This window comes from Pedobacter sp. B4419 (genome assembly GCF_059693725.1).
In genome coordinates this window covers 2,079,863-2,104,246 of sequence record NZ_JCASSL010000001.1, presented here as the reverse complement: position 1 = coordinate 2,104,246, position 24,384 = coordinate 2,079,863, and the positions used below count along the sequence as shown (strand labels likewise).

Genomic DNA, 24,384 nt, shown 5'->3' with positions numbered 1-24,384 from the left:
TTTTAATCATAATGTCTCAAGAACAAGAAATAGAACACGTAAAATGTCTAATTATAGGCTCGGGCCCGGCAGGTTACACCGCTGCCATTTATGCTGCTCGTGCAGACCTGAGCCCAGTAATGTATACAGGCATGGAAATGGGTGGTCAGCTGACCCAAACAACCGATGTAGATAACTTTCCAGGTTATCCAAACGGAATTATGGGTCCAGAAATGATGGAAGATTTTAGAAAACAGGCAGAACGATTTGGCACACAGATCCGTTTCGGCTATGTGAGTTCTGTTGATTTCTCGGCCATGCCACATAAGGTTGTGGTTGATGAAGCTAAAACAATTACTGCAGATACAGTAATTATCGCTACTGGTGCCAAAGCCAAATGGTTAGGCTTGCCAAGCGAACAACAATATAACGGCTTCGGTGTTTCTGCCTGCGCTGTATGTGATGGCTTTTTCTTCAAAGGCCAGGACGTAGCCATTGTTGGAGCCGGAGATACGGCTGCCGAAGAAGCCACTTATCTAGCCAAGCTTTGTAATAAAGTATACATGTTGGTTCGTAGAGACGAATTTAGGGCTTCGAAAGCCATGGTTCATCGCGTATTGAATACCCCAAACATCGAAGTGATCTACAATACAGAAACCACTGAGATAGTGGGTAATGGCAAAAACGTAACAGGGGTGAATGTATTTAACCACCAAACCAAAGAATCAAAAATTTTACCAGTAGAAGGTTTCTTTGTAGCCATTGGCCACAAACCTAATACGGATATTTTTAAAGGTTGGTTAGATATGGATGAAACCGGTTATTTGCACACCATTCCAGGCACTACAAAAACCAATATAGAAGGTGTATTTGCCTGTGGAGATGTACAAGATCATTACTACCGTCAGGCAGTAACCGCTGCGGGCTCTGGCTGTATGGCCGCTTTAGATGCCGAGCGTTATTTGGCAGCCAAAGGCGATTTGGTAAAGCTAACCGCTTAATTATTAAAATTGATAAATAGAGAGAGCGTCGCCAATAGGCAACGCTTTTTTGTTTTAAGGGCTTAGTAAATGCTTTTAGCATTGGCTTAAATTTTATATCTTGTGGGCTTAACAGATGACCATTGAAAACAAAAATGAACCCTATGAAAAAACTAATCCCTATTTTCTTCAGTACATTTATGGCCTTCCAAAGCCTGGCACAAACCGACCCGAATTTGGGAATCATACCTGCTCCGGTATCCATTAAGAAATCGAGCGGCAGTTTTCAGCTTGATAAAACCGTGGTACTGGTGAGCAATGAAGCAGCCAATGCCAAATCGGCGGATCTGCTTAACGCCTTTATTGTAACTCGAGGCGGCTTTGCATTGAGAGAAGCCAAAACCGTAGCCAATGGACAAAAAGCCATTGTGTTAACCTCGGTAGGGGCAGAAAAACTTCCTGCAGAAGGCTACAACATTAAAATTACGCCTACACAAATTAAAGTTACGGGAACTGATGCCGGCTTGTTTTATGCCATCCAGTCGCTCATGCAACTGATGCCAAATAAGGTGCAGGATAAAATCACAGTTCCTGCAACAGAAATCGATGACTATCCGCGCTTTAAATATAGGGGCCTGCACTTAGATGTAAGCCGCCATTTCTTTCCCATATCTTTTGTTAAAAAATACATCGATATGATTGCCATGTACAAGTTAAATACTTTTCATTGGCATTTAACAGATGATCAGGGCTGGCGCATAGAGATTAAAAAATATCCAAAACTGGTAAGCTTGGGCAGTACGAGGCCAGGCTCGATTGCCGGTAATTATCCAGGTACTGGCGGTAACAATAATAGAGTAGAAAAAGGCTATTATACACAAGATGAAGTAAAAAGCATTGTGGCTTATGCTGCGTCAAAATACGTAACAGTTATTCCTGAAATTGAGATGCCTGGCCATGCTTCAGCGGCAATTGCTGCCTATCCTGAGCTCAGCTGTTTTCCTGACAGAGACACTTTTATTTCAAAAGAAACACCATGGGCAGGCACCACAAAAGGTAAACTGGTACAACAGACCTGGGGCGTTTTCGATGATATTTTTGTGCCTACAGAAAATACATTCAAGTTTTTAGAAGACGTTTTGGATGAGGTAATTCCTTTGTTTCCTTCAAAATATATCCATATTGGTGGAGACGAAGCTCCAAAAACCTATTGGAAAGAATCGCCTTTTTGCCAGCAGTTTATTAAAGACAACAACCTGAAAGACGAACACGGCCTGCAAAGCTATTTTATCCAGCGCATTGAAAAATACATCAATGGCAAAGGTCGTTCAATTATTGGTTGGGATGAGATTTTAGAAGGTGGTTTGGCTCCTAATGCTACTGTAATGAGCTGGAGAGGCGAAGCTGGTGGTATCGAAGCCGCCAAGCAAAACCACGATGTAATTATGACTCCTGGTTCTGCAGGGATGTATTTCGATCATAAACAATCTGATTCTCCTGACGAGCCCTTAACCATTGGAGGTTTCGCCCCATACACCAAGACTTATAGCTATAACCCGGTTCCAAAAGAATTAACTGCCGAACAACAAAAACACATTATTGGCGTACAAGGCAATGTGTGGACCGAATATATGGAAACTCCGGCCAAGGTAGAATACATGATCTTGCCTAAGTTGCTTTCGCTATCGGAAATTGCATGGAGCCAGTTAGACAGAAAAGACCTGAAAAACTTTACCGAAGAAAGAGTGCCTTTGCACTTGGCCCGTTTAGATCAAACGGCTACCAATTATTGGGTGCCAACGCCAATCGGGCAGAATGAAAAAGTACTTAACGGAGAAAACATCACGGTAGAATTGAAAGCGCCAATTCCAGGAGCTAAAATCTATTATACGCTTGATGGCTACCGTCCATCTGAAAATGCAACCGAATATACTGCACCAATTAAAGTAATTGTACCACAAGGGCAAAAGAAAACGTTAAAGACAGTAGTGGTAGCGCCAAGTGGCAAAAGAAGCGTAGTAAAAGAAACTACCTTGAACAATGGTGCACCAGAAGTGAAGACCAAATAGCATAAAATGCTTGCAAAGAAAGTATAAAACCTATAATTTGGGGTTAAAAATAAATCATCACAAATGAAATTGACCAACGCTATTAAATTAGGCCTTTTTGCACTTACAGGTGCATTGATGTTCGCTGCTTGCAGCAATGATCAAAAGCCTGTTGTTACCACCAAAACTGCGGCAAATACCAAGCAACCAAATCCCTTTCCATTTTATAAAAGCATAGAAATTAAGCCAGGCTATCATTTTGAAGTAGTAAGCTGGGGAAAGGGAGTAGACACAGTAGGTGGCTATTTGTTACTGATGTCTGATTCGATCAAAAACAATTACAGATCGATTGCAGGGGAGCGAAAAGGGATCATTACCGATGCCTGGAATATGGATTTAGACAACGATGGCAATCCAGAGTTATATATTCAATATGTGGTAAGGAAAAACGTAAACGACCTTAATGTATACGAGTTTGCAGGTAATAGTTTTGATAAGCTTAGTTTTCCAGGCTTAAACAGCAACCTGAAAAAGGGTTATCAGGGCGATGATAAATTCTTCGTGAAGAACGGCGACTTATTTCGTTCGGTGCCTGTGATAACTACGGATAGTGGCAAAACAACAACCCTAATTAAAACCCTTAAATATCGTTTAAGCGGCAATAGCTTTTCTTCAACAGAAGTAAAGCCCGAAAATTAATTTGGCATTAAAAATCCAATCAGATCCCTATCGAATAATATCGGTAGGGATTTATTATTTGATGGTCATCCTGAGCCTTTAAAGGATTATAATAAAGTGCATTTCGACAAGCTCAATGTGACAATAACATAGTTAAATACCTGCCTGTTGAAGATTTATAAAAAACTATTGGTATTTGTTCATTTCCGATTGTAGGAAATCATCCCACTGATCTTGGGCCTCTAAATCAGAGCCGTGTTTGGTTTCATTGTCGTAGCGTTCTTGCAGGTTGCTGTAATAGTCGCTTACCTTGTTGGCTGTTTGTACAATTAGCTTTTTATAATTGTTGGCTGTATATTTTTGGCTGGGGAGCTGGATTTCACCTGCCTTAAGCAACAGGTAATTGATATAAACATGTCCTTGTTCGTGGTTTAGCAACTGTCTGCTTACTTTTCTGTTGCTGATCCTGTCTCTTTTTACCCATGAGCGCGCAGGATCTACACCTGCAGCAAACTTGAAATTGATAGAAAGATGTCCGTTTCTTACGGTTGAAGTATAGCTGTAATGCCAAGTGGTTACTGTTAAGGCCGCGTAGGCCGAGTTTCGGTCTGGTTCGGCCCTGAAATGGGTATCCCAATCAATTTGTTCGGGAACAAAGTCTTGTGCGCTTTTAAAGCTGCTCAGGCAAATCAAAAGCAGTGCAATGGCTATATTCAATACGGTTTTCATTCGATTGTATAGAACGAAAGCCGTGCCAAGAAATTATGGTGCAGTTAAATTTATTAAATTAAACGATTGGCTTTGGCTATTTTAATGGCATCAGCCTTAGAATTTACATTTAGCTTGATATAAATATTCTTGACGTGCGTTTTTACCGTTTCTACCTCGATAAACAATTCGTTTGCAATCTGGCTTCGGTCTTGGCCCTTTGAAATCAGGTCCAATATCTGTGCCTCTCTTTTGGTGAGTGGCGAGTCGAGGTTTTTTTGCAACGACCTGATAACTGTTCGCGCTACATTAGGGCTCATTGGTCCGCCACCTAGCATCACTTCCTTAATGGCATCAATAATCTTTGCCGATGGCGTGTTTTTGGTAAAATAACCCGAAGCTCCATTGGCTAAGGCATCCAGGATGGTTTTTTCTACTTCAAAAACGGTGAGGATAATCACATAGGTATGGGGAAGTATTTTTTTAATGATGGGAATAGCTTCAATGCCGCTTATTCCGGGAAGCTGGATGTCTAGTAAAATCACATCCGGATTGTCCTTAAGCAGGTGCTGCTTGGCAATTTCGAAACAGGAATAGGTATTGGCCACTTGGTAAGGGGAGGTGTGGTTAATTAAATAGGCATAGCCTTCCCTAATGGTTTCGTCATCTTCTATGATTACAATTCTTGCATCGGCCTTATTATACATCTTGTTTTTGATTTAAGGATGAAAAATTAATAAGTACACAAATGGCCGTTCCATCGCCTTTAGAGATCACATTTAGATCTGCACCAATCCGCTCGGCCCGCACGTACATGTTGTTCATGCCATGTCCGGTTTTGGCATGGTTTACATCAAAGCCTACGCCATTATCTTCTAAGCTAAGAAATAAGAGCTTACCATTCAACTTCGCTTTGAAATATACCTCTGTTGCTTTAGAATGTTTTAATGCATTATGGATCGATTCTTTAAAAATGAGCAGTATGTTTCTGTTCATATCCAGAGAGAGTATAATATCATTGTCCGGAATTTCAATGCTATGTTTAAACTGCGATAAGGTATCGTTAAACATTTCGCTTCCAAACTCCTTAATGTGGTCGATCAGTTGGTTTAGCGTATCGTTTTTAGGGTTGAGCGACCAAAGTATGTCTTTTGTTCCTGTGTAAAGCTCGTTTACATTGGCACCAATTTTTTTAACGATGTTTTTCTTCTCTGCATCGTCTTGTTGCAACATGCTGTTCAGTACTTCAGAAAGCACGGTAATCCGGGTAAGCTTATTGCCGAGGTCATCGTGGAAATCTTCGGCCGTTTGCTTCCTGATTTTATATTGTTCTTCGAGCTTTATCTTTAAACGGAGTTTTCTTCTCCGCTCGTTAACCGTTAAAATGGTGTATACAGTAGCGAGGATCAATAAAATAACCACAAGCACAACGAAAAACCTAAAAGTATTGGTTTGGTAATATGGCGGCAGGATTTCGAAAGAAAAAGAGGCCGTATTTGCCGATATAAGGCCGGTTCTGGTAATGGCTATTACTTCAAACATGTATTTTCCGGCAGGTAAGGCCGTAAAATTAACTGAGGTACCGCCACCCGCCTGACTAAATTTATTATCGAGACCAATCAATCGGTATTGATATAGCAAGGCATTTGGCCGGGTAAGGTAGATGCCAGAAAAATTGATACTCAGGTAATTGTGGCTATAGGGGAAAGTTGGCCGTTCCTTTAGCTCGTGGTTTCTGAACTGAGTTTTAAAATCGTATCGTTTGTTGCTTTTGTAGCTGGGATAAACGTTAATGGAATTGATGGTAACGTAGGGCTTTACCATTGTGTTGGCAACCGGATTTACTTTATATACGATGGCCCCTTTGGTGGTGCCTATCCACATGTTTTGGCCATCTTGGATCATGGCATTTTGGTTACACTCTACCTGTAGGTCTGCCGCATCGGGTGTATTGATGATCTTAAGGGTTTTGGAATCCAATCGGCTGATGCCCCTGCCTGTACCCACCCAAATTATGCCATTGCTGTCTTTGGCAATACTATAGATATGATCTGATATCAAGCCGTTTTTGCTATTCAGTGTCCAGCTTTTGCCATTTCTTTTATCCCATATCAGCAGGCCGTAATCTGAGGTGCCAAAAAGTACATAATGTCCTAGCCTAAGCATGCACAATACGCTCGAACCCATTAAAATCTTGTTTTTGATAAGGGTTACGTTCTTTTTTTCAGAAAAAAGAAAGGCGCCATCTTGCGTACCAACCATAATCGAGTCGCGGCCAATTTCTAACAAGCTGCAGCCTCCAATCTTTAGGAGTTTGTCGAGGCTTTTGGTTTTTTCGTTAAAGGTAAAGAGCCCCGTATTGGTAGTCGTCCATATTTCGCCATTAGCCGTTTCTAAAATGGCTTGATAAGACGAGGACATGGTGTTTTTGTCAACCCGTTCAATTTGATTGTTGCGGGCAAACCACAAACCGCCATCCGAAGTGCCTATCCATATCCTTTTTTTGCTGTCTTTCTTTACCAGGTTGATGTGGTAAGCCTCGTCGTTTTTGGCAAATGGGATTTTAATGTTTCTTATTTTGGTTCCTGCCCGATATTCATACAGCCCGCCAAAAGAACCTAACCATATTGTTCCTGGTGTTGGACCATGGCTAATACCCATTACTAATCTGCTCTTTACGCCTTGGCTTTCGTCAAAAGTAACATAGTTGTTTTGGTGAAACTTAAACAAGCCAGACCCATAAGTGCCTAACCAGATATTGTTTTCTACATCTTTAAATATGGAGCTTACGGTACTGTTGGTGAACCCGTTTTCTGATGTAAAATGAATGGTTTTACCCTCATAAATGCGATAAACACCCCTGGTTGCTCCAATCCAGATGGCGCCTTTGCTATCCTGTGCGATTGCAGAAGCCTTTACATCGGGGTTTATCTCCGGAATTTCACTGTTTAAAAAACCATTTTCTACCGTTAACAAACCCTTAGTGGTTACAAGCCACAGTTTGTTCGGTGTGTAACTATCTATTAATAAATTGCTTACGTCGAAATCGAAGAGGGAGGAATTCTTTATTTTGAGATTTTTCCAAGCGCCATTCTGCAGGTAATAAATTCCTTTGTTGTAAACGGTTGCCCACAGCATACCCTTTTGGTCTACACTAATCGTGCTCACGTACTCCATCGTGTCTTTGGTAATGCTAATGATTTGTTCCCGCTTGTCTTCTATTTTAAAAAGATACCTTTTTCTGAGTCCATACACATCGCCGTTTTTGGTGGTTGCCAATTTCCTTGTCCAATAAGAGGAAGGGCTGCGTTGGATGAAATCGCGGCCATTATAGCTGATGAGAGCCCCAGAAGATCCGATCCAGATGTTGTTCTTTTGGTCTACGGTAAGCGCAACATTGTAATTGCTGGTTAGGCCGTTGGTTCTGCTGTAGTTGGTAAATTGTCGGCCATTAAATGAGCCAACACCGCCTAATGTCGCAATCCAAAGTTTTCTTTTTTGGTCTTGCGCAATGGCAACTACCTGCGATTGGGTAAGCCCTCGGTCTATGTCGTATTGCTCAAAATTATATCGCTGAGCAATGACTTTGTAACTATAAGTTAAAAATAGGAGGAATAATAGTAATATTTTTTTGTAGCCCAATGTATTAGAGATATGAAGCCTAACCTAAGGTAAATATATTTAACCATACAGAATTAAAAAATACCCCTTAAAGCGGGATTTTGTGTTATCCCCCAAAAATACCCCCTGAGGGGTGAAATGAAGGCTTATTTGATAAGGTAAATTTGTTATATACAACTAAACCCACTTCCGATGAGCACCAAAAAGACCCGTATTTTCAAGAACGAAATCCTCAATGAATTTTCGAGCAATGCATCCTATGCTGGCGTTGCCGGAAAATATATGATCAGTTTAGTTAACAATGGCTCTGTTCAGTACCATTTAGGCAAAAGACAATTGACTTTGTTTCCGCAAAGCTTTATATTCTTAAATGAAGGTACCAATTATTCGAGTCAGATCAGTTCAAAGGATATTGTAAACCGTTTTTCGGTTTTGTTGGATCCGGGTTTTGTTTGCGATTATGAATATTCGATCGCCAATAAAAACCATACTTTGTTAGACTGTCCGGCCTATGCCGATAACAAACCGGTTTTTTTGGAAGCCATTTATCCCTTGCAGGGAGAGATGTCGGTGGTATTGCAACAGCTTAAAAGCAATGTGGAGAACGGAATGACCAATGAGTTTGTGTTGAACGAATCTTTGAACCATTGCCTAGAAAGCTATTATAACCTTTACCGTGCCGAAGTAACCAATAGGGCCGAAGCACTTAAGTTCCTGAACCAATCAACCCGTACAGAGATTTTAAAGCGCTTGTCTATCGCCAAAGATTTTATCAATAGCAATTACAATAAAAACATCAGCTTAAACGACATTGCATTGGCTTCTTGCTTGTCTGTTAACCATTTGTTGCGCACGTTTAAACAAGCCTACCAGCTTTCTCCACACCAGTTCCTTACGCAGGTTAGGCTGCAACAGGCAAAATACTATTTGAAGAATACAGATTACCAGGTAAGCGAAATTGTAGATATCGTAGGTTTCGAATGCCAAAGCTCCTTTACGCGTTTGTTTAGAAACTCGTTTCAGGTTACGCCAAAACAATACCGATAACACCAAACAATTATCAAACAATAAAACCACACATTATGAAAAAAACAATTCTCCTGTATTTGGCCTTACTAAGTATAGCCATTACAACCGCAAATGCAACCGGAGTTGAACCTTCAAAAAAAGTAAATTCTAGCAAGCCAAGTTATGTAATCGATGCTTTTATAGAAGCACAAGTAAAAGGCGATGCTTCTTTGTTTAAGCAGATATTAGCCGATGATATGGTAATGAAGGTAAATAGACCACACAGTGTAAACTGCCACAGCAAGGAAGATTTGTTGGCCTATTATAAGAAAAATCAAACCGTGTTGATGAATTGTGATGCGGATTATGAAATCCTGTCGAGCAGCGATGCCTCTATGATGGCCAGGGTTGACATTAAGTTTCCAACTTTTGTACAACAGAATTTTGTTTCTTTAGAGAAGGACTCGTCTGGTGCTTGGAAAATCACCCAATTGAACAGATTTAACAAAGCAGCTTAAGCAGAATGGGTGATTTTCGCCTATCTACCATGTAAAAGCTACACTATCTTTGAATTTAGGAAGCCCAATATAAGTTTGGATGAATTTAAGATTTGGGTTAGTTAATAGTAGGAGTCATCCGTTTTCGGATGACTTTTTTTATGCGCCTTGTTTAAGGATATTTCGGCAACAAAAAAAGTTTTACAGCTATACAGCGCGTGCAAAGAAGTTAGTCGTTTTGGTAAGGCCTGTGACAAGGTAATTGTCAAGTTGCACTTAACTCGGTCTGAAATTCGAGGGCGGTTTTGGTCAAGATTAACCAATCTATTGAAGCTGTAAATGATTTTGGTCAATCATGTTCATATCCACTATGAACTATAGACTAAGGACTATTGACTGAAGACTAAGGACTAAAAATTAATGAAGCTCCTTGAACTGGCTGCCAATGCGTTCGAATTTTTCGATGAGCAATGCAATCCTTTCCTTGTCTTTTTTGATGACCGCCTTACGCACCAATGTAGAGCAGAAGATCATCCAGCCAAAGCTGATCACCAGCGCTACAATCTTTAGCCATAGGTCTAAATGCAGTACCTCAAAGAAATAAAATGCCATGCCCAGAGAAAGCGCAAAGGCGTAGAACCAATATAAGCGGTTATATAAGCGGAAACGTTTAAGCTGATAAAGTTTAAGCTGGGCAATAAATTCGTGCGGATTGGCCGTAAAATCGCTTTTAGATATAATGCGGTAATTGTTGTATAGGATGATAGTATATACGGCAATGGTTACGATCATCAGGCTAATGCCAATATGTGTAGTCCAAGAATGGGCCTCGAAAACAAACCACAAGAAGGCTAAGGCAATAAAAGAAAGCATCATGCCTACTACAGTCAATAGCGATTTGGTACGCATGCCGCTTACTTCCTTTTTGGCCTGCTTCAGCATCTCATCGGCAGATATCTTCACATCTACGGTGTTATGCGTTGCCCAAAGCGCTTCTATGTGATCAAATTCTTGCATGCTGGTTATATAATTCGGTCAGTTTTTGTTTAATGCGGTGGATTTTTACCCTCAAATTCCCTTCGCTAATGCCAGAAATCTCAGCAATTTCGTTGTAAGGCAGTTCATCCAATACCATCGTAATGATTAAACGGTCGTTTTCTTCGAGCTTTGATATAGACTTATAGAGCAGGGCAATCTGTTCGTTTTTTTCAGAAAATTCTTCGATTTTGTTTTCGATGATATTCTCCGTCAGTTCATCTTTGGCCTGTCTTTTTTCAGATCGCAAATAAGTTAAACAGGTGTTAACAGCAATACGGTAAATCCATGTAGAAATCAGCGACTTGTTTCTGAACTTGTCCAGGTTTTGCCAAACCTTTAGAAAAGTTTCCTGCAACAGGTCGTTGGCAGAATCCTTATCTCCTGTATAACCATAGCATAAGTGAAAAATCTTCTTTGAATTCTTGTCGAAAATATCCTTAAATAGTATATCTTTTTGGTTCACTTAGCGGCTTTTGATGATCAACGATTAGATGTTCGGAATATAGTTTTGTTACGCCCCAAATATGTAAAATAACTAATGCTTTATCAACAATGTTTAGAGAATAATTTAATTATTGTAGTTTTACGGCTTCTATTCAAATGTAAACTTAACAAATGTCGAATAAGAACAAACTTACACTCTTTATTTTTATCGCGCTTGTATTGGGCGTAGCCGTGGGTTATTATTTAAACGTTAATAATTTCAGCAAAAATAACGAAGCGATTGTTAGTGCCGAAGCACAGATCAAGAAAATAGATGGCAAACTGGGCGATTTAAAGGATACCACCGTTGTTGAATATGCGCAGCTTAAAACCCAAAAAGCAGCACAGGCTAAAATCCGCAAGGAAAACGAAACCATAAGAGAGAAAAAACTCGAACCATTTACCTTGTTGAGCGATATCTTCTTAAGGCTGATCAAAATGATTGTGGCGCCTTTGGTATTCACCACTTTGGTAGTGGGTGTAGCCAAGGTAGGCGATATTAAGGCCGTAGGCAGGATTGGTGGAAAAACTATGTTGTGGTTTATCAGTGCCTCATTAATGTCTTTATTGCTGGGAATGCTTTTGGTGAATATCTTCAAACCGGGAGAAGCCATGCACCTGCCTTTGCCTAGCAGCCATACCGATACAGGCATCAAGGCAACCGCTTTATCGGTTAAAGATTTTATTTCGCATATTTTTCCAAAAAGCTTTGCCGAATCGATGGCAAATAATGAAATCCTGCAGATCGTAGTGTTTTCTTTGTTCTTCGGTGTGGCTACTGCAGCCGTTGGCGAAAAGGGCAAGGTTGTAATTGAGTTTTTTGATTCGGTAGCGCACATTGTGTTAAAAGTAACGGGTTATGTAATGAACTTTGCGCCCTTTGCCGTATTTGGTGCCATGGCCGCTATTGTAGCCAAACAGGGAATCAGTGTCTTATCAACCTATGCCTTGTTTATTGGCGAGTTTTATTCGAGCATGCTCATCCTGTGGTTACTCTTGATTTTCATCGGTTACCTCATCTTAAAACGCAGGATTTTTAACCTGATGAACAGGATGAAAGAGCCAGTGATGTTGGCCTTTAGTACGGCCAGTAGCGAAGCAGCCTATCCGAGAACCATGTTGCAGCTAGAGCGTTTTGGCTGTAAAGACAAAATTGTGAGCTTTGTATTGCCATTGGGCTATTCGTTTAACTTGGATGGTTCGATGCTCTACATGACTTTTGCATCCTTGTTTATCGCGCAGAGCTATGGCATCCATCTTTCTTTTGAACAACAAATTACCATGTTGCTTATTTTGATGCTGACCAGTAAGGGCATTGCCGGTGTGCCACGTGCCTCGCTGGTTGTAATTGCAGGTACCATTGCCACTTTTAATATTCCCGAGGCTGGTTTGGCCCTGTTAATTGGTATCGATCCGTTATTGGATATGGGCAGATCGGCTACCAACGTTATCGGTAATAGCATTGCAACGGCAGTGGTGAGCAAGTGGGAAGGCGAATTAACCGGTCCCTTAGATTAATTTAAAGTATATTCAGCCTAACAGAAATGACAAGCAGAGGAAAGAAAATATTTTTGGCTTCAACAATCATAGTGCCTTTTATTATTTATTGTATTGTTTATTACGCGCCTATTATCAGAAATGCGCCTTTTAAGGCAAAGGAGTTTGTATCTGTGGAATACAAATGGGGGGCAGGCGATAAATTGGAAAACTCTTATAATTCGGCTACCGGAGAATATAAATACCTTAACGATCAGGATTCGCTGATTGTAAAACATGTGATGCTGAATGCCAAAGACAAAAAGTTTTTAGACAGCAATGCAGATGTGCAGGGCTTTTGGAACTTGCCAGATGTGGTGGCCAATAGCGAAGAAGACCTAAAAAACTCCAAGGCACCACGTTTTTTCATGAAATTCAATTACCAGAAAAAATCGAAAGAGGTAACCTACTTGGCTGATTTTGCCGGAAATCCTAAAATGAAAAGCGCAGCCGCACAGATGCAAAAGGTAATAGAACAAACCATAAACGATAGGGAAGAAAAGGAACGCAAGTAATGGTCTCGTCTTTCAAAAAGAATTGGTCGATCATCAGTACCGTAGCCGTGATCTTAATTGCAGGTATTGGAGGCTATTACCTGATTAAATTGAAGCAGGGGCCTTACAAATCATCAGATTTTGTTGCTATCGAATACAGATGGGGCATAGGCGATACTTTGGTGAACAGCTATAATTCGGCTACCGGCCATTACCAATACCTTAACAATAAAGATTCGCTGGTTACCAATAAATTCAAGTTGCGCAGCAACAACAAGATCTTTTTGCACAGCAAGGCCAACGAATTGAACCTTTGGGCTTTGCCCGACGTAATTGCCCAGCCTGGTGCAGATTTGAAGAGCAAAAAGGTATTGCGCTATGAAATCGTTTTTCATTATACCAACAAAAGCAAAAAGATCATTTTCATGAGCGATTATGCCGAGGATCCGAAAATAGCCGAGGCCGCTACCGAACTACAAAAACTGGTAGAAAGCACCATTACAGAAGCAGAAGAACGCTACACAAACCACTAATTTACAACAGAGTATAACTTATTCTTATTGGTTTGTAAACGTCATGTTTTATGATAATTTCATCGCTTTGCAGAAATTTTACAGATTGTGATTTATTTCGTATGTTTACGATATATTCGTAAGTAATGGAAAAATTAACAATACAGGAAGAAGAAGCAATGCTTGCCGTATGGCAGGCCGGACCAGGTTTTATCAAAGATTTTATGGATGCCATGCCCGAGCCCAAACCTCCCTATACTACTTTAGCCTCTACCATCAAAAACCTCGAACGCAAAGGTTTCTTAAAGAGCGAGCGTTATGCTAATGCCAATCGCTATAGTGCAAAAGTGAAAGAAGCCGAGTACAAGAAGCGTTTCATGAATGGTTTTGTGAACAGTTATTTCCAGAGTTCATATAAAGAACTGGTGGCTTTCTTTGCCAAAGACAAAAAGATCAGTGCCGAAGAGCTTAAAGAAATTATCAATTTGATCGAAAACCCTGAAAAGTAATGCTATGCCACACTTTTTTGTCATCTTGCTTAAAATAAACCTGGTACTCATCCTTTTTGGAGCTACGTATTACCTGGTTTTGCGCCGATTGACTTTTTATACGCTTAACCGCATATTCTTGGTTTTCGGTATTTTGTTTTCAACGATTTATCCTTTTATCAACCTCACTGATTTCTTTCATAATCGAATGAGCCAAAAGGTGGCTTTTGTACCCGAACTTAATCAAAAGGCTGCCGAGCTGGTGCCTAGCGATTTTATAGCATTAAACTGGCAATTGCTTACCGTTTTATTTTATGCGGGAGTGGTTTTGATGGCTTTGAGATTGATGCTGCAGTTCCTTTCGTTGTATCGGATGCATCAAAAATCGGCACCTGGGCATGTCGCCAATTATCCCGTTAGGTTATTGGAAGAGCCGGTTAGCCCTTTCTCGTTTTGGCAAACGGTGTATGTAAATCCTTCTTTGCACAAAGAAAAAGAACTGGCCACCATTATAGCGCACGAAAAAATACATGTAAAGCAGTGGCATTCGCTAGATATTATATTGGCTGAGTTAAGCGTAGTTTTTTACTGGTTTAATCCAGGTGTATGGCTGATGAAAAAAGCGGTTAAAGAAAACCTGGAGTTTATTACCGACGAAAAAATATTGAAGAAAGGGGTGGATAGAAAAACCTATCAATACAGTTTGCTCGATGTAGGCAATTTAACCCCATCTGTAGCCATAGTCAATAATTTTAACCTTTCAGATCTGAAAAAGCGTATTAAAATGATGAATGCCAAACGTTCATCGCGCCTAACCCTGAGCCGTTACTTGTTTGCACTGCCTGTGCTTTTGTTAACTACATTAGCCTTTACGGTGAGCAAAAAGGATATCAACAAACATTTTGAGCCATTAAAAGCAGCCATTACGCGTACCATTTCCGTTCAGGAGCCAGTGGTGGCTATCCCTCAAAATCAGGTTGCCAAGAAAAGAAAAATTCAGCCTCAAGCAATAGTAGCCGATAGCACGCCTAAAGTCCTGGTGCTGATTAAGCAAATCGGTATTGCAATCGATTCGCTAAAAGATGGTCATTTTGATTTGCCTTTGCTAACGAAAGATGATAAAGTAAACGAAATGATTGCGGCCACATTGAGAGACAAAACACAGATCAAAAATATTACATTCCTTCGTAGGGATAGCATCAGCGGAACTGGAGTGATGTCTGGAAAGGTAGAAAATTTGAAGATCGAGTTTAGGGGAAAAGGTACCGAAACAGATAAAGAAAACCCAACAATTGATAAAGTAGTTGTAGTAAGGGGCTATGCCACTAAAAGAATACCAAAAGATAGTGTGGCTACTGGTACTGGCCAAATGAACTATTATGTAAACGGTGTAAAAGTTAATCAAGAAGAGCTGAGCAAATCTCTCGAACCAAGATTAATCAAAGGAATTGCCATTAAAAGGAAAGATGCCAAAGAGTCTAATTTGATGGTCGAAACTAAAGTCAATTAATCGCTTTCCTAATAAAAACTAAACTGGAAGAGATTTAGAAATAAAAAAAAAGCCCCAAATAGGGGCTTTTTTCATTGTTGTTTGTTGGGTTATTTAAAAGTTGAATGTTGCTTTTAACATGGCTACACGTCCTGGGATGTAATAGGTGCCCGAAGTAAGCGAGTTAACGGAAAGGTTAATGGCTTCGAATTTTTTGACATTGGCCAAATTAGTAATGCCAAATTCAAGGTCTGTTTTATACTTGATGAGCCTGTATCTCACATTGAAATCGGCAAAGATGTATTTCAAATCTGGCTGACTGGCCTGATGGGTGAAAATATGCTCGGCTGCCACATTCACAAAAAAGCTTTTAAATACGGTTGCAGTTAAATTAGATTGTTGCCTTAACTGCTGGTATTTGGTGGTAATGGCATCGGCTATAGACGATTTGCTGGTATTAACCGAATAGGTGGCATTGTAAGACCAATTCATGAAATTGGTAAGCTTAGCTTCTATGCCTGCCTTGTAGGCGATGGTAGAAGAGTTAAAAGGCAGGAGCTCGTTATTGAGCAACTGATCAAATTTGCTTTGGTTAAACGTTATGCCAGCATTAATGGTACTTCTCCAGTCGAATAGGTATTTGCTGCCGTTGGCGCTTATGTTAAAGCTCTTGATCTGATTGGCCAAAGGCAATACCACACGTTGTTGGATGTTGTTGCTAAGCGTGAAAGATGAAATCGTATTCAATGTGGTACTGCTGTAGCCTGCATTCACGGCAAAGAAGAACATCTGCATCGCTTTGCGAAAATTAAAGCCTGCGCCCACATAATGGGTTTGTTTTTCAGAAATAGGCGCATCGTTGGCAAACAGCGAGCGGTAGTTTTTCAAAATGGTGCCACGATAAACCTCGTCTAAGCTGCCCAAGTCGTTTTTAAACGAATAATTGGCAGTTACGTAATTCTCTACGCCGGTTTGGTACCTGATGTTGAAACTTGGATTGATGAAATACTTTTCTAAACTTTTATCCAAGCCATGGCTAGCGTCGTTGTAATCTATTTTATTATAACTGAGTGGCAAGCTTAAACCGGCTTTGAGTTTGTCGCCTGCATATTCGTAAGTAGCCTCTGCATAGGTTTTTAGCTTGGTCCAATCCAAATCGTTGGTCATATCGGCCGAAACCAATTCGGTAGTCTGGTCGTTTTGGATCCGGTAGAGCTCAGAACCCAATTGTTGATTTTGCCAATTAAATCCAGCCTTATAGGTTTGAGAGAATTTGCCGTTGACCAAGGCAAAAGACAGGTAATTGTTGGTAAACCAGGTAGGCAGGGTGATGTATTGATCCAATCCGGCATAAGGCATGTTGTTGTTCAAGATGTTTTCGTTCAATCCCGGCCTGATGTTAAGCGTCTCCGGTTGCGAGCTTCTGTCTACATAAGAATAGAAATTGAGCACATTTGAGGATTTTAATTTCTTTCGGTAACTGAATTCGTTAGAAATATCATAAAGCTCCTGCTTTAGCGATTGATTGGCACCGATGCCATTGATCACCACCTGCGAATTCGTTTTAAAGGGATTGTAGTCGGCAATTAACGTGTTGTTCAGGTAATGTTCTTCCGCATTGCTGTTCAGGTTCAATTGGGCATGCAGCTTTTGTGGATTGATGCCGTTGTTTTGCAATTCGGTATACCTGATGGTTTGCCCCGGCAAATAGGTTTCAGAAAACTTGCTGTACTCTTGCCTGCGCTGATCGTATAAATAAGAAACGTTGGCCTTTAGCTGCAGGTCTTGGTTAAACTTAAAAAGGTTGTTGAGGTTAATCAAACCGGCCTTGTTAAAAAGTGAACGGTTTTGGGGCAGGGTAGGTACGCCAGCTGCGCCTGCGGATAAAAAATTGCCCGGTTTGTCGTTATCTGCCCTTTTGAAAAAATCGTTAAAAGAAGTCAGGTCGATGCCCGGATCAATGCCAATATTGTTGCCTTTGATGTTGTTGATAAACTTCAGGTTTTTTTTAAGCATGATGCCGTTAATGTTTCCGTCAAAACGGTCGGGTGTGCCCAAACCAGCTTTGATTTCACCCATCATTTTGAGCTTGGCTTCATCCTTGATCACCAAATTGAGGGCTACATCATCGCTCATGTTGTTCTTTTGCATCATTTTAATAGGCTGGTCTTTTTCAATTACCTGTACCTTCTCTACGGCGCCATGTGGAATGCTTTTAGTGGCAATGCCATATTTGTCATCCAGCAGGTTATCTTTGTCAAGGTAGAGGTTAGAAATTCCTTTGCCATTATAGGTTACTTTGCCATTTTCGGCTACTTCTATGCCCGGCATTTTTTTCAGTACATCGCCAATGGTCCTGTCTTGCTTATCCGCAAAATCAGAGGTTTTGTAATTTAAGGTATCGCCCTTGCTAGAAAGCGAAGGCCTGTTTTTAACCACCACCTGTTTGAGGTTGATCTCGCTGTCTTGCAGTACCAGGTCGTAATTTTGATTAAGCTCGGTGACGTTGATGGCTTTCTTTTCATAGCCGATAATGGTAGCCTCGATGCTGAGGTCTTTGGTTTCGTCGCCAAGCGACAAGCTGTATTCGCCTTTGGCATCGGTACGGGTAAAGCTGATGATATTGCCTTCCTTGTCTTTGAGGTTCACGTTTGCCGATACAATGGGCGCACCTTTATTGTCCTTCACATTTCCTTTGAGCTGCTTCTGGGCAAATGCCGATACCGAAGCCAACAACAGGAAAAGCAAGGTGAGGGTGTATTGCTTTTTCATCTGAATGTGATTGTTTTTAACGCTTATGAAGCAATCATGAGCATATTTATTACGGTTTTACGCCGTATGCCCATAATGGTTTCATGATATATGGTGAAACGTGAACTTATTTTTGTTCTGGCAATTCTATCGGATTGTTGATCACGATTTTTGTCGGGCCACTGCCTGGAGTAGCAGGCCTCATTTGCGTATTCATCCTTACGCTTCCCTGAATGCCGCTGCCGGCCAATTGTGCGTTCGCAAAACCTTGTGGATCTTTGTCCCTGGCTTCTTTTAGTTTATCCAATTCCTTGCGTGTAGTTTTAATCGCGTCGGTAGGTAATTTTATTTCATTGCCTAAATAAAATGTCTCTGCATCCATTCCCATGATTTTTACAGTAGCACCTGAAACTGCACCCGAAATTGGTTTGTCCTCTACGGTTGCCGTAACGGTAGTCTGGTCAACCATGTCAATACCTGCAAACTGGAATTGAACATCTTTCTTCTCGTCATAAGCCTCGATAATCAATCCGGGCAGGCCGTTCAGTTTCCATGGGCCGCTTTGAAAAGGCATATCCGGAGCATACCAGGCAATCCAATTTCTGCCTTTAAAATGAGCAGTTGCCTTTTGGCAGCGTACACCCGAAAAGCTTGCCGTATCCTTGCTGATTTTCCAATTGATTTTAGGCGCATCTTCTTCAACCAGGTAATTGTTAAAGAGGCGTTCTTTGGTGATGAACTTGTTTTCTTTTACAAAAAAGAAATAGTCGAGAGGAGTGGTAGGCTTAGTGCCTGTTCTTTTGATGCTGATGTTTTGAGGGCCGCCTGCATTGTTTTTGATCTGTTCCTGGATTTGCTGGTTCAGGGCTATGCTTTCGTTAATTTTATCATAACTGGCATAAAGAGAGGCATTTTTACCGATAACCAGCAGCATGTTTTCTGTGTAAGGCTTATCCCTTTGGGTGGTATCCTGAATGTGGGTAAAGGTATACCTTACCCTAGCCAATGCCTTGTCTGGACTTTGTGCAAAAGCTACCGTAGTAAGCGCAATTGCAAAAATGGTGGTTAAAATAGTTTTCATTGTGTTTGTGTTGGTTTGTATAATTAGATATTCGTAAAACTACGATATTTTCGTAATAAGGAAAATGATTTAACACTTTTTAACGAATACATTGATTAATAGCCTGATTGGCTTTTTACAAATCCCTTGGGGTCTTTCTCGTAAGCAGTTCTCAGCTTGTCTAGCTGTTCTTTACTGGTTTTAATGCTGTTGCGTGGCAGGGCAATGGTATTATCGAAATAGGCGCCAGTGATATCCAATCCCAATATTTGGTCGATAGGCAGTATAGCGCCGCCTTGCTCTTTTGTACCTGGCCTGATAAATTCTCCTGCTTTGGTATTCTCTATGCCGGCAAATTGAAAAAGAACAGTTTTGTTTTCGTCGTAGGCTTCAATGATGAGCCCAGGCAAGCCGTTCAGTTTCCAGGGGCCGCTTTGAAAGGGTAGGCTAGGCGCAAACCAGGCTGTCCAATTTTTACCTTCATAGCTGACCGTTGCCTTTTGACAAGGCAGGCCCGAAAAACTTAAAGTATCCCTGCTTATTTTCCACTTCATTTCAGGTACTTTATCTTCGTAAATATAAGTTTGAAGCGAAATGAATTCTTTGCCAAAAAACTTGTTTTCCTTAATGAAATATAAATAAGAGGTTTTGGCCATCCATTTACTTGCCGAAGTATTGATGGCGTAAGCCTTGGGTTGGCCATTGTTGGCTTGGCTCATGATCATCGCCCTAAATTTCTGGTCTTCTGAAATTTCATGCCTGATTTTATCATAACTGGTATATAGCGAAGCATTTTTGCCTACAAATAGCAACATATTTTCGATACGTGTTTGGCCATTGCTTAGCGTATCTTTCTTATTGGTGTACGTATAACTCACCCTGAGCAGTACGCTGTCTGGTTTTTGAGCAAAGGAAGCGGAGATGCTTATGGTCAGTAATAAAGTGAAGAAGATTTTCATGAGCTTGTTGTTTAGTTATTCGTTAAACCTTATTTTTTTTCGGGAAGTTCTATCGGATTGTTGGTAACGGTGGGGCCGGCAATTCCTGTTGTGCTTCTGCCCACCACAACGGTTTTTCGGTCTACGCCAAACATCGCAGCAGCGAAACCTTTTGGATCTTTTTCCGAAAACTCTTTAACCTTGTTGTATTCTTTAACATCGGCTCTTTTGGCGTCTTTGGGCAATTTGATCTCCTTTTCAAAAAAGATGCTGTCGCTATTGGTGTTTGCGCTGGTTACATTATCCATGCCTGCAAACTGAAAGTGTACCTGCTTTTGTGTATCATAGGCTTCTATGATCAATCCCGGCAGGCCATTGAGTTTCCACGGACCACTTTGAAAGGGAAGTTCAGGCGCATACCAGCCAACCCAGTTGCGGCCCTTAAAATATGCAGTGGCTTTTTTGCAGCGAATGCCCGAGAAACTTGTCGTATCCTTGCTGATTTTCCAATTGATTTTTGGCGCAATCTCTTCGGCCAAATACTCATTAACCAGTTTCTCTCTGGTAAAAAAGAGATTTTCCTTCACAAAGAAATAGTAATCAATATAAGAAATAGGTTTAAATGGGGCATTTGGATCTTTTGGAGAGGCTTTGATCTTTCCGTCTTCCTCCAATTTGCGGTTCAATCGATCAAAGCTTGTATAAACCGAAGCATTTTTGCCAATCACCAGAAGCATATTCTCGGTATAGGGATTATTCTTTTGCGTAGTGTCTCTGATATGGGTGAAACTATATTTGACACGGGCCAAGGCCTTGTCTGGATTTTGGGCCAAGGCTGGGACTGCAAGTGCCATGAATAGGGCAGCAATGAGGTTCGTTTTCATGTTTTAGTTTTTTTCAGGTAATTCAATAGGGTTATTTAGGATGTTCTTGGCAGGAGCATTCCCTGTTTTGGAAACCCCGCTTACTATAGTTAGGCCACTATCACCCATTTGAGCCTTTGCAAAACCGACAGGATCTTTTGCCCTTGCTTCTTTCAGCTTGTTCAGTTCTGCCACAGTTGTTTTTACGGCATCGGCAGGAAGACGAATTTCATTGCTTGATAGCGCAGTTTTAGGCGTGCTGATGGTGTTTTCGGTTGTCAATGCTTGGCTTGGCAATGGTTGATCTTTTAGGTTTTCGAAGCCTGCAAATAAGAATTGTACCTCTTTTTTGTCGTCGTAGGCTTCAATGATCAATCCGGGAAGACCATTGAGCTTCCATGGCCCACTTTGAAAGGGCAGGTCGGGCGCGTACCAGGCAATCCAATTCCGGCCTTTAAAACTTGCTGTAGCTTTTTGGCAATGGAGGCCTGAAAAACTTGCGGTATCTTTGGTCATTTTCCAATCGATTTTCGGCAAAGGCTCTTCGGTGAGGTACATGGTGATTAAAGGCTCTTTGATAAAAAGCTTGTTCTCTTTGATGAAGCTGTAAAATTCTACAGCGGTAGTGGCTTTGGTTTTGCCGAGGTTAATGCTGATCGATTGTCCGTTTGCCGAATTTTTGACCTGTTCTTCAATCATTTTTCTTCTTTCGAGGTCTTGGGCCACTTTATCATAGCTGGTATAAACAGAGGCGTTTCTGCCAATGAGCAATGCCATGTTTTCGGTATAGCGTTTATCTTTTTGCGTGGTATCTCTCAGATGAGAGAAGGAGTAGCTTACCTTGGCAAGTACCTTGTCTGGCGTTTGTGCGGCTGCAATTACACCTGTAAATGCATAAAAGCAAGAAATTAAAAGGGATTTCATCGGGTTGGTTTTAATTTATAGTAATTTAGTTTTCGTAAATCTACGAATTATTCGTAATTATGGAACAAACAAAATGTTATTTTTTGTTATAATTTCGTTGCAGTAGGAGCGAATGGAAGTTTTGCAGGAAAAGTGCCGAAAATTATTTTATATATCTATTTGTGTTTGAATAGTATTTGTTCTATATTTGCACCTCGATAAAAAATAAACAAGTCTAAAATAATTATTTAACAATGTACGCAATAGTAAATATAGCAGGACAGCAATTCAAAGTTGCAAAAGACCAGCACCTTTTTGTACACCGTTTACAAGGAGATGAAGGCGCTAGTATTGAATTTGACAATGTATTGTTGGTTGATAATGGTGGTAAGATTACTGTAGGTGTTCCTGCGGTAAAAGGCGCATCGGTTACAGCTAAAATCGTGTCTCATTTAAAAGGTGATAAAGTAATCGTTTTCAAAAAGAAACGTAGAAAAGGTTACAAAAAGAAAAATGGTCACCGCCAGTATTTCACCAAAATCCAGATTGAGAATATCACTCTGTAGTTAATTTTTTGTTTAATTCTGAGATTGGGTTTTCCAATCTATAAAAAATATAAAAGAAAATGGCACATAAAAAAGGAGCCGGTAGTTCGAAAAACGGACGTGAATCGCATAGCAAGCGCTTAGGTATCAAAATTTTTGGTGGTCAACAAGCTATCGCTGGTAACATCATCGTTCGTCAGCGTGGTACAAAACACCACCCAGATAAAGGTGTTGGCATTGGTAAAGACCATACTTTGTTTGCTTTGGTACCTGGTATCGTAGTGTTCAAAAAGAAACGCGACAACAAATCATATGTTTCTGTACTTCCAACAGTTGTTGAAGATGCTCCAGTAAAAGCTGCAGCACCTAAAAAAGCAACTGCAAAAGCAGCAGCACCAGTTGTTGAAGCAGAAGCAGCTGAAGCACCTGCAAAAAAAGCGCCTGCAGCTAAAAAAGAAGCAGCGCCTAAAGCAGCTAAAGCACCTGCAAAAAAAGCAGCTAAAGCCGATGACGAAGCTCCAGCAGCTGAGTAAGGTTGAGATAAAATATAGAAAGCCTCGGTAATTAATTATCGAGGCTTTTTTTATGTTCAAATTTCACTGATAAGGCACCTAGAAGTTGTCATTCCGAGTTAACAAGGAATTTATCTCAAGAATAGATGCTTCGCCTCGCTCTGCGTGACAAACCAGGCTTGGTATAGAGAAATCAAAAGAAATTGCTTTGCTAGCACCTACAATACCGATTTTTGGACTATGGACTATGGACTATGGACTATGGACTCAAAGCTCTTCCATTTAGCCCTTATCTATCCCGCTCCATGATCTGTTGCACCAATTCCCTAAACTGTTCTTTCTTTTCTTCGGCTACGGCCAAGGTATTTAGGGCATGATGCGCTTTTTCGAGGTATTTGTCCATTTCTGAGGTAGCCAATTCTTTTACGCCATACTTATTGTAAAGCTCGGTTACCTGACTTACTTTTTCTTCCTGTATAAAAGAGGTACTAGTTAGGGCAACAGCTTCTTCAAGTGGCGCCAAAGCCAGTGTTTTGAGGTGCAGGAATGTTTTCTTGTTCGCCATGATATCGCCACCTACTTGTTTGCCAAATTTCTCTGGATTGCCATATACATCTAAAATGTCGTCTTGCAATTGAAAGGCCACGCCCAGGTTTTCGCCGAAATTGTACAGCAGTTCTGCATCGGCCATGCTGGCACCACCTACAATGGCTCCCAATTTCATGGCGCCACCCAATAATACCGCCGTTTTTAGGCGGATCATTTCAATGTATTCGTCAATGCTTACATCGCTTCGCTGCTCAAATTCCATATCCAGTTGCTGGCCTTCGCAAACACCTTGGGCAGTGGCATTAAAAGTATCGAGTACGGGTTTTAAAACGCTTACATCAACCTTCGAAAGGTGTTTGTTGGATTCTACCATCATTACATCACCACTCAATATGGCGTTGTTGTTGCCCCATTTTTCGTGAACGGTTTGTTTGCCTCTGCGCAAAGGCGCATTGTCCATAATATCATCATGCACCAAGGTGAAATTATGGAAGGTCTCTATCGCCAAGGCCACGTCGAGCGCTTTGCCGATCTCGCTGGTAAAGAGTTCTGTCGCCATCAACACCATTACCGGCCTAATCCTTTTGCCTCCCAAACTCATAATGTAACGGATCGGTTCGTACAAATCGGCTGGATGTTTTGGATATTCGATTTTAGGGATGGCGTTTTCTATAATTTCTTGTAGTTGTGTAGGACTGTGCATT

23 protein-coding genes are annotated in these 24,384 nt (G+C 40.9%); 12 read left to right on the top strand and 11 right to left on the bottom strand.

Translation table 11 applies throughout. The features are described 5' to 3' along the window. The first annotated feature begins 11 nt into the window (after window positions 1-11). The 3 genes from trxB (at window position 12) to AC570H_RS08745 (ending at window position 3,706) form a co-directional block, all read left to right on the top strand. Window positions 12-980, top strand: a complete 969-nt coding sequence (trxB, locus tag AC570H_RS08755) for a thioredoxin-disulfide reductase (protein WP_497353771.1) — start codon at window positions 12-14, stop codon at window positions 978-980. Between the two features lie 143 nt (window positions 981-1,123). Then, window positions 1,124-3,028: a beta-N-acetylhexosaminidase gene (locus tag AC570H_RS08750; RefSeq protein WP_497353769.1), complete on the top strand. Its 1,905-nt coding sequence runs from the start codon at window positions 1,124-1,126 to the stop codon at window positions 3,026-3,028. A gap of 63 nt (window positions 3,029-3,091) precedes the next feature. Beyond that, window positions 3,092-3,706 carry a hypothetical protein gene (locus AC570H_RS08745; protein WP_497353767.1) on the top strand — a complete coding sequence of 205 codons (615 nt, stop codon included), beginning with the start codon at window positions 3,092-3,094 and terminating at the stop codon, window positions 3,704-3,706. A 165-nt stretch (window positions 3,707-3,871) separates the two neighbouring features. On the opposite strand, the gene AC570H_RS08740 is transcribed toward AC570H_RS08745, so the two are convergent. Genes AC570H_RS08740 through AC570H_RS08730 form a run of 3 tightly spaced genes read right to left on the bottom strand, consistent with a single transcriptional unit; the run spans window position 3,872 to window position 8,035 of the window. After that, complete coding sequence (locus tag AC570H_RS08740) at window positions 3,872-4,414, bottom strand: DUF922 domain-containing protein (protein WP_497353765.1); 543 nt, start codon at window positions 4,412-4,414, stop codon at window positions 3,872-3,874. Between the two features lie 53 nt (window positions 4,415-4,467). After that, window positions 4,468-5,100, bottom strand: a complete 633-nt coding sequence (locus AC570H_RS08735; protein WP_497353763.1) for a response regulator transcription factor — start codon at window positions 5,098-5,100, stop codon at window positions 4,468-4,470. Further along, window positions 5,093-8,035: a ligand-binding sensor domain-containing protein gene (locus AC570H_RS08730; RefSeq protein WP_497353761.1), complete on the bottom strand. Its 2,943-nt coding sequence runs from the start codon at window positions 8,033-8,035 to the stop codon at window positions 5,093-5,095. Before AC570H_RS08730 ends, AC570H_RS08735 begins: the two co-directional genes overlap by 8 nt. A 171-nt stretch (window positions 8,036-8,206) precedes the next feature. Between AC570H_RS08730 and AC570H_RS08725 the strand changes: the two genes are divergently transcribed. Both AC570H_RS08725 and AC570H_RS08720 read left to right on the top strand, forming a co-directional pair. Then, the gene (locus AC570H_RS08725; RefSeq protein WP_497353759.1) at window positions 8,207-9,061 is read left to right on the top strand and encodes a helix-turn-helix transcriptional regulator; all 855 of its coding nucleotides are present in this window, start codon (window positions 8,207-8,209) and stop codon (window positions 9,059-9,061) included. 35 nt (window positions 9,062-9,096) lie between these two features. Next, window positions 9,097-9,540, top strand: a complete 444-nt coding sequence (locus AC570H_RS08720; protein WP_497353757.1) for a hypothetical protein — start codon at window positions 9,097-9,099, stop codon at window positions 9,538-9,540. A gap of 396 nt (window positions 9,541-9,936) precedes the next feature. On the opposite strand, the gene AC570H_RS08715 is transcribed toward AC570H_RS08720, so the two are convergent. Together AC570H_RS08715 and AC570H_RS08710 are read right to left on the bottom strand one after the other, a co-directional pair. Continuing rightward, the gene (locus tag AC570H_RS08715) at window positions 9,937-10,536 is read right to left on the bottom strand and encodes a hypothetical protein (RefSeq protein ID WP_497353755.1); all 600 of its coding nucleotides are present in this window, start codon (window positions 10,534-10,536) and stop codon (window positions 9,937-9,939) included. Beyond that, complete coding sequence (locus AC570H_RS08710; RefSeq protein WP_497353753.1) at window positions 10,523-11,020, bottom strand: RNA polymerase sigma factor; 498 nt, start codon at window positions 11,018-11,020, stop codon at window positions 10,523-10,525. The genes AC570H_RS08715 and AC570H_RS08710 overlap by 14 nt, the downstream gene beginning before the upstream one ends. A 152-nt stretch (window positions 11,021-11,172) precedes the next feature. On the opposite strand from AC570H_RS08710, the gene AC570H_RS08705 reads away from it, so the two are divergent. The 5 genes from AC570H_RS08705 (at window position 11,173) to AC570H_RS08685 (ending at window position 15,580) form a co-directional block, all read left to right on the top strand. After that, the gene (locus tag AC570H_RS08705) at window positions 11,173-12,558 is read left to right on the top strand and encodes a dicarboxylate/amino acid:cation symporter (RefSeq protein WP_497353751.1); all 1,386 of its coding nucleotides are present in this window, start codon (window positions 11,173-11,175) and stop codon (window positions 12,556-12,558) included. A 26-nt stretch (window positions 12,559-12,584) separates the two neighbouring features. Next, window positions 12,585-13,091 (top strand): hypothetical protein, encoded by a 507-nt coding sequence (locus tag AC570H_RS08700; protein ID WP_497353749.1) that lies wholly within the window; start codon window positions 12,585-12,587, stop codon window positions 13,089-13,091. Further along, window positions 13,091-13,603: a hypothetical protein gene (locus tag AC570H_RS08695; RefSeq protein WP_497353747.1), complete on the top strand. Its 513-nt coding sequence runs from the start codon at window positions 13,091-13,093 to the stop codon at window positions 13,601-13,603. The genes AC570H_RS08700 and AC570H_RS08695 overlap by 1 nt, the downstream gene beginning before the upstream one ends. A gap of 125 nt (window positions 13,604-13,728) precedes the next feature. After that, window positions 13,729-14,091 carry a BlaI/MecI/CopY family transcriptional regulator gene (locus tag AC570H_RS08690; protein ID WP_497353745.1) on the top strand — a complete coding sequence of 121 codons (363 nt, stop codon included), beginning with the start codon at window positions 13,729-13,731 and terminating at the stop codon, window positions 14,089-14,091. Window positions 14,092-14,095: 4 nt separating this feature from the next. Continuing rightward, complete coding sequence (locus tag AC570H_RS08685; RefSeq protein WP_497353743.1) at window positions 14,096-15,580, top strand: M56 family metallopeptidase; 1,485 nt, start codon at window positions 14,096-14,098, stop codon at window positions 15,578-15,580. A 93-nt stretch (window positions 15,581-15,673) separates the two neighbouring features. Here AC570H_RS08685 and AC570H_RS08680 read toward each other — a convergent pair whose 3' ends face one another. The 5 genes from AC570H_RS08680 to AC570H_RS08660 form a co-directional block, all read right to left on the bottom strand. Continuing rightward, the gene (locus tag AC570H_RS08680; RefSeq protein ID WP_497353741.1) at window positions 15,674-18,331 is read right to left on the bottom strand and encodes a TonB-dependent receptor; all 2,658 of its coding nucleotides are present in this window, start codon (window positions 18,329-18,331) and stop codon (window positions 15,674-15,676) included. 106 nt (window positions 18,332-18,437) lie between these two features. Beyond that, on the bottom strand, window positions 18,438-19,391 hold the full coding sequence (locus AC570H_RS08675; protein ID WP_497353739.1) for a GLPGLI family protein: 954 nt from the start codon (window positions 19,389-19,391) through the stop codon (window positions 18,438-18,440). Window positions 19,392-19,486: 95 nt separating this feature from the next. Beyond that, entirely contained in the window at window positions 19,487-20,329 is an 843-nt protein-coding gene (locus tag AC570H_RS08670; RefSeq protein ID WP_497353737.1) for a GLPGLI family protein, read from the bottom strand. Window positions 20,330-20,358: 29 nt separating this feature from the next. Next, window positions 20,359-21,192 (bottom strand): GLPGLI family protein, encoded by an 834-nt coding sequence (locus AC570H_RS08665; protein WP_497353735.1) that lies wholly within the window; start codon window positions 21,190-21,192, stop codon window positions 20,359-20,361. A gap of 3 nt (window positions 21,193-21,195) precedes the next feature. Beyond that, window positions 21,196-22,095: a GLPGLI family protein gene (locus tag AC570H_RS08660; protein ID WP_497353733.1), complete on the bottom strand. Its 900-nt coding sequence runs from the start codon at window positions 22,093-22,095 to the stop codon at window positions 21,196-21,198. A gap of 233 nt (window positions 22,096-22,328) precedes the next feature. Here AC570H_RS08660 and rplU point away from each other — a divergent pair, with 233 nt between their 5' ends. Further along, entirely contained in the window at window positions 22,329-22,640 is a 312-nt protein-coding gene (rplU, locus tag AC570H_RS08655) for a 50S ribosomal protein L21 (RefSeq protein ID WP_199138690.1), read from the top strand. A gap of 59 nt (window positions 22,641-22,699) precedes the next feature. Next, window positions 22,700-23,152: a 50S ribosomal protein L27 gene (rpmA, locus tag AC570H_RS08650; RefSeq protein WP_497353731.1), complete on the top strand. Its 453-nt coding sequence runs from the start codon at window positions 22,700-22,702 to the stop codon at window positions 23,150-23,152. A gap of 268 nt (window positions 23,153-23,420) precedes the next feature. On the opposite strand, the gene AC570H_RS08645 is transcribed toward rpmA, so the two are convergent. Further along, a complete protein-coding gene (locus AC570H_RS08645; protein WP_497353729.1) occupies window positions 23,421-24,383 on the bottom strand; it encodes a polyprenyl synthetase family protein in 963 nt (320 codons plus the stop codon). Between the last annotated feature and the right edge of the window lies 1 nt (window position 24,384).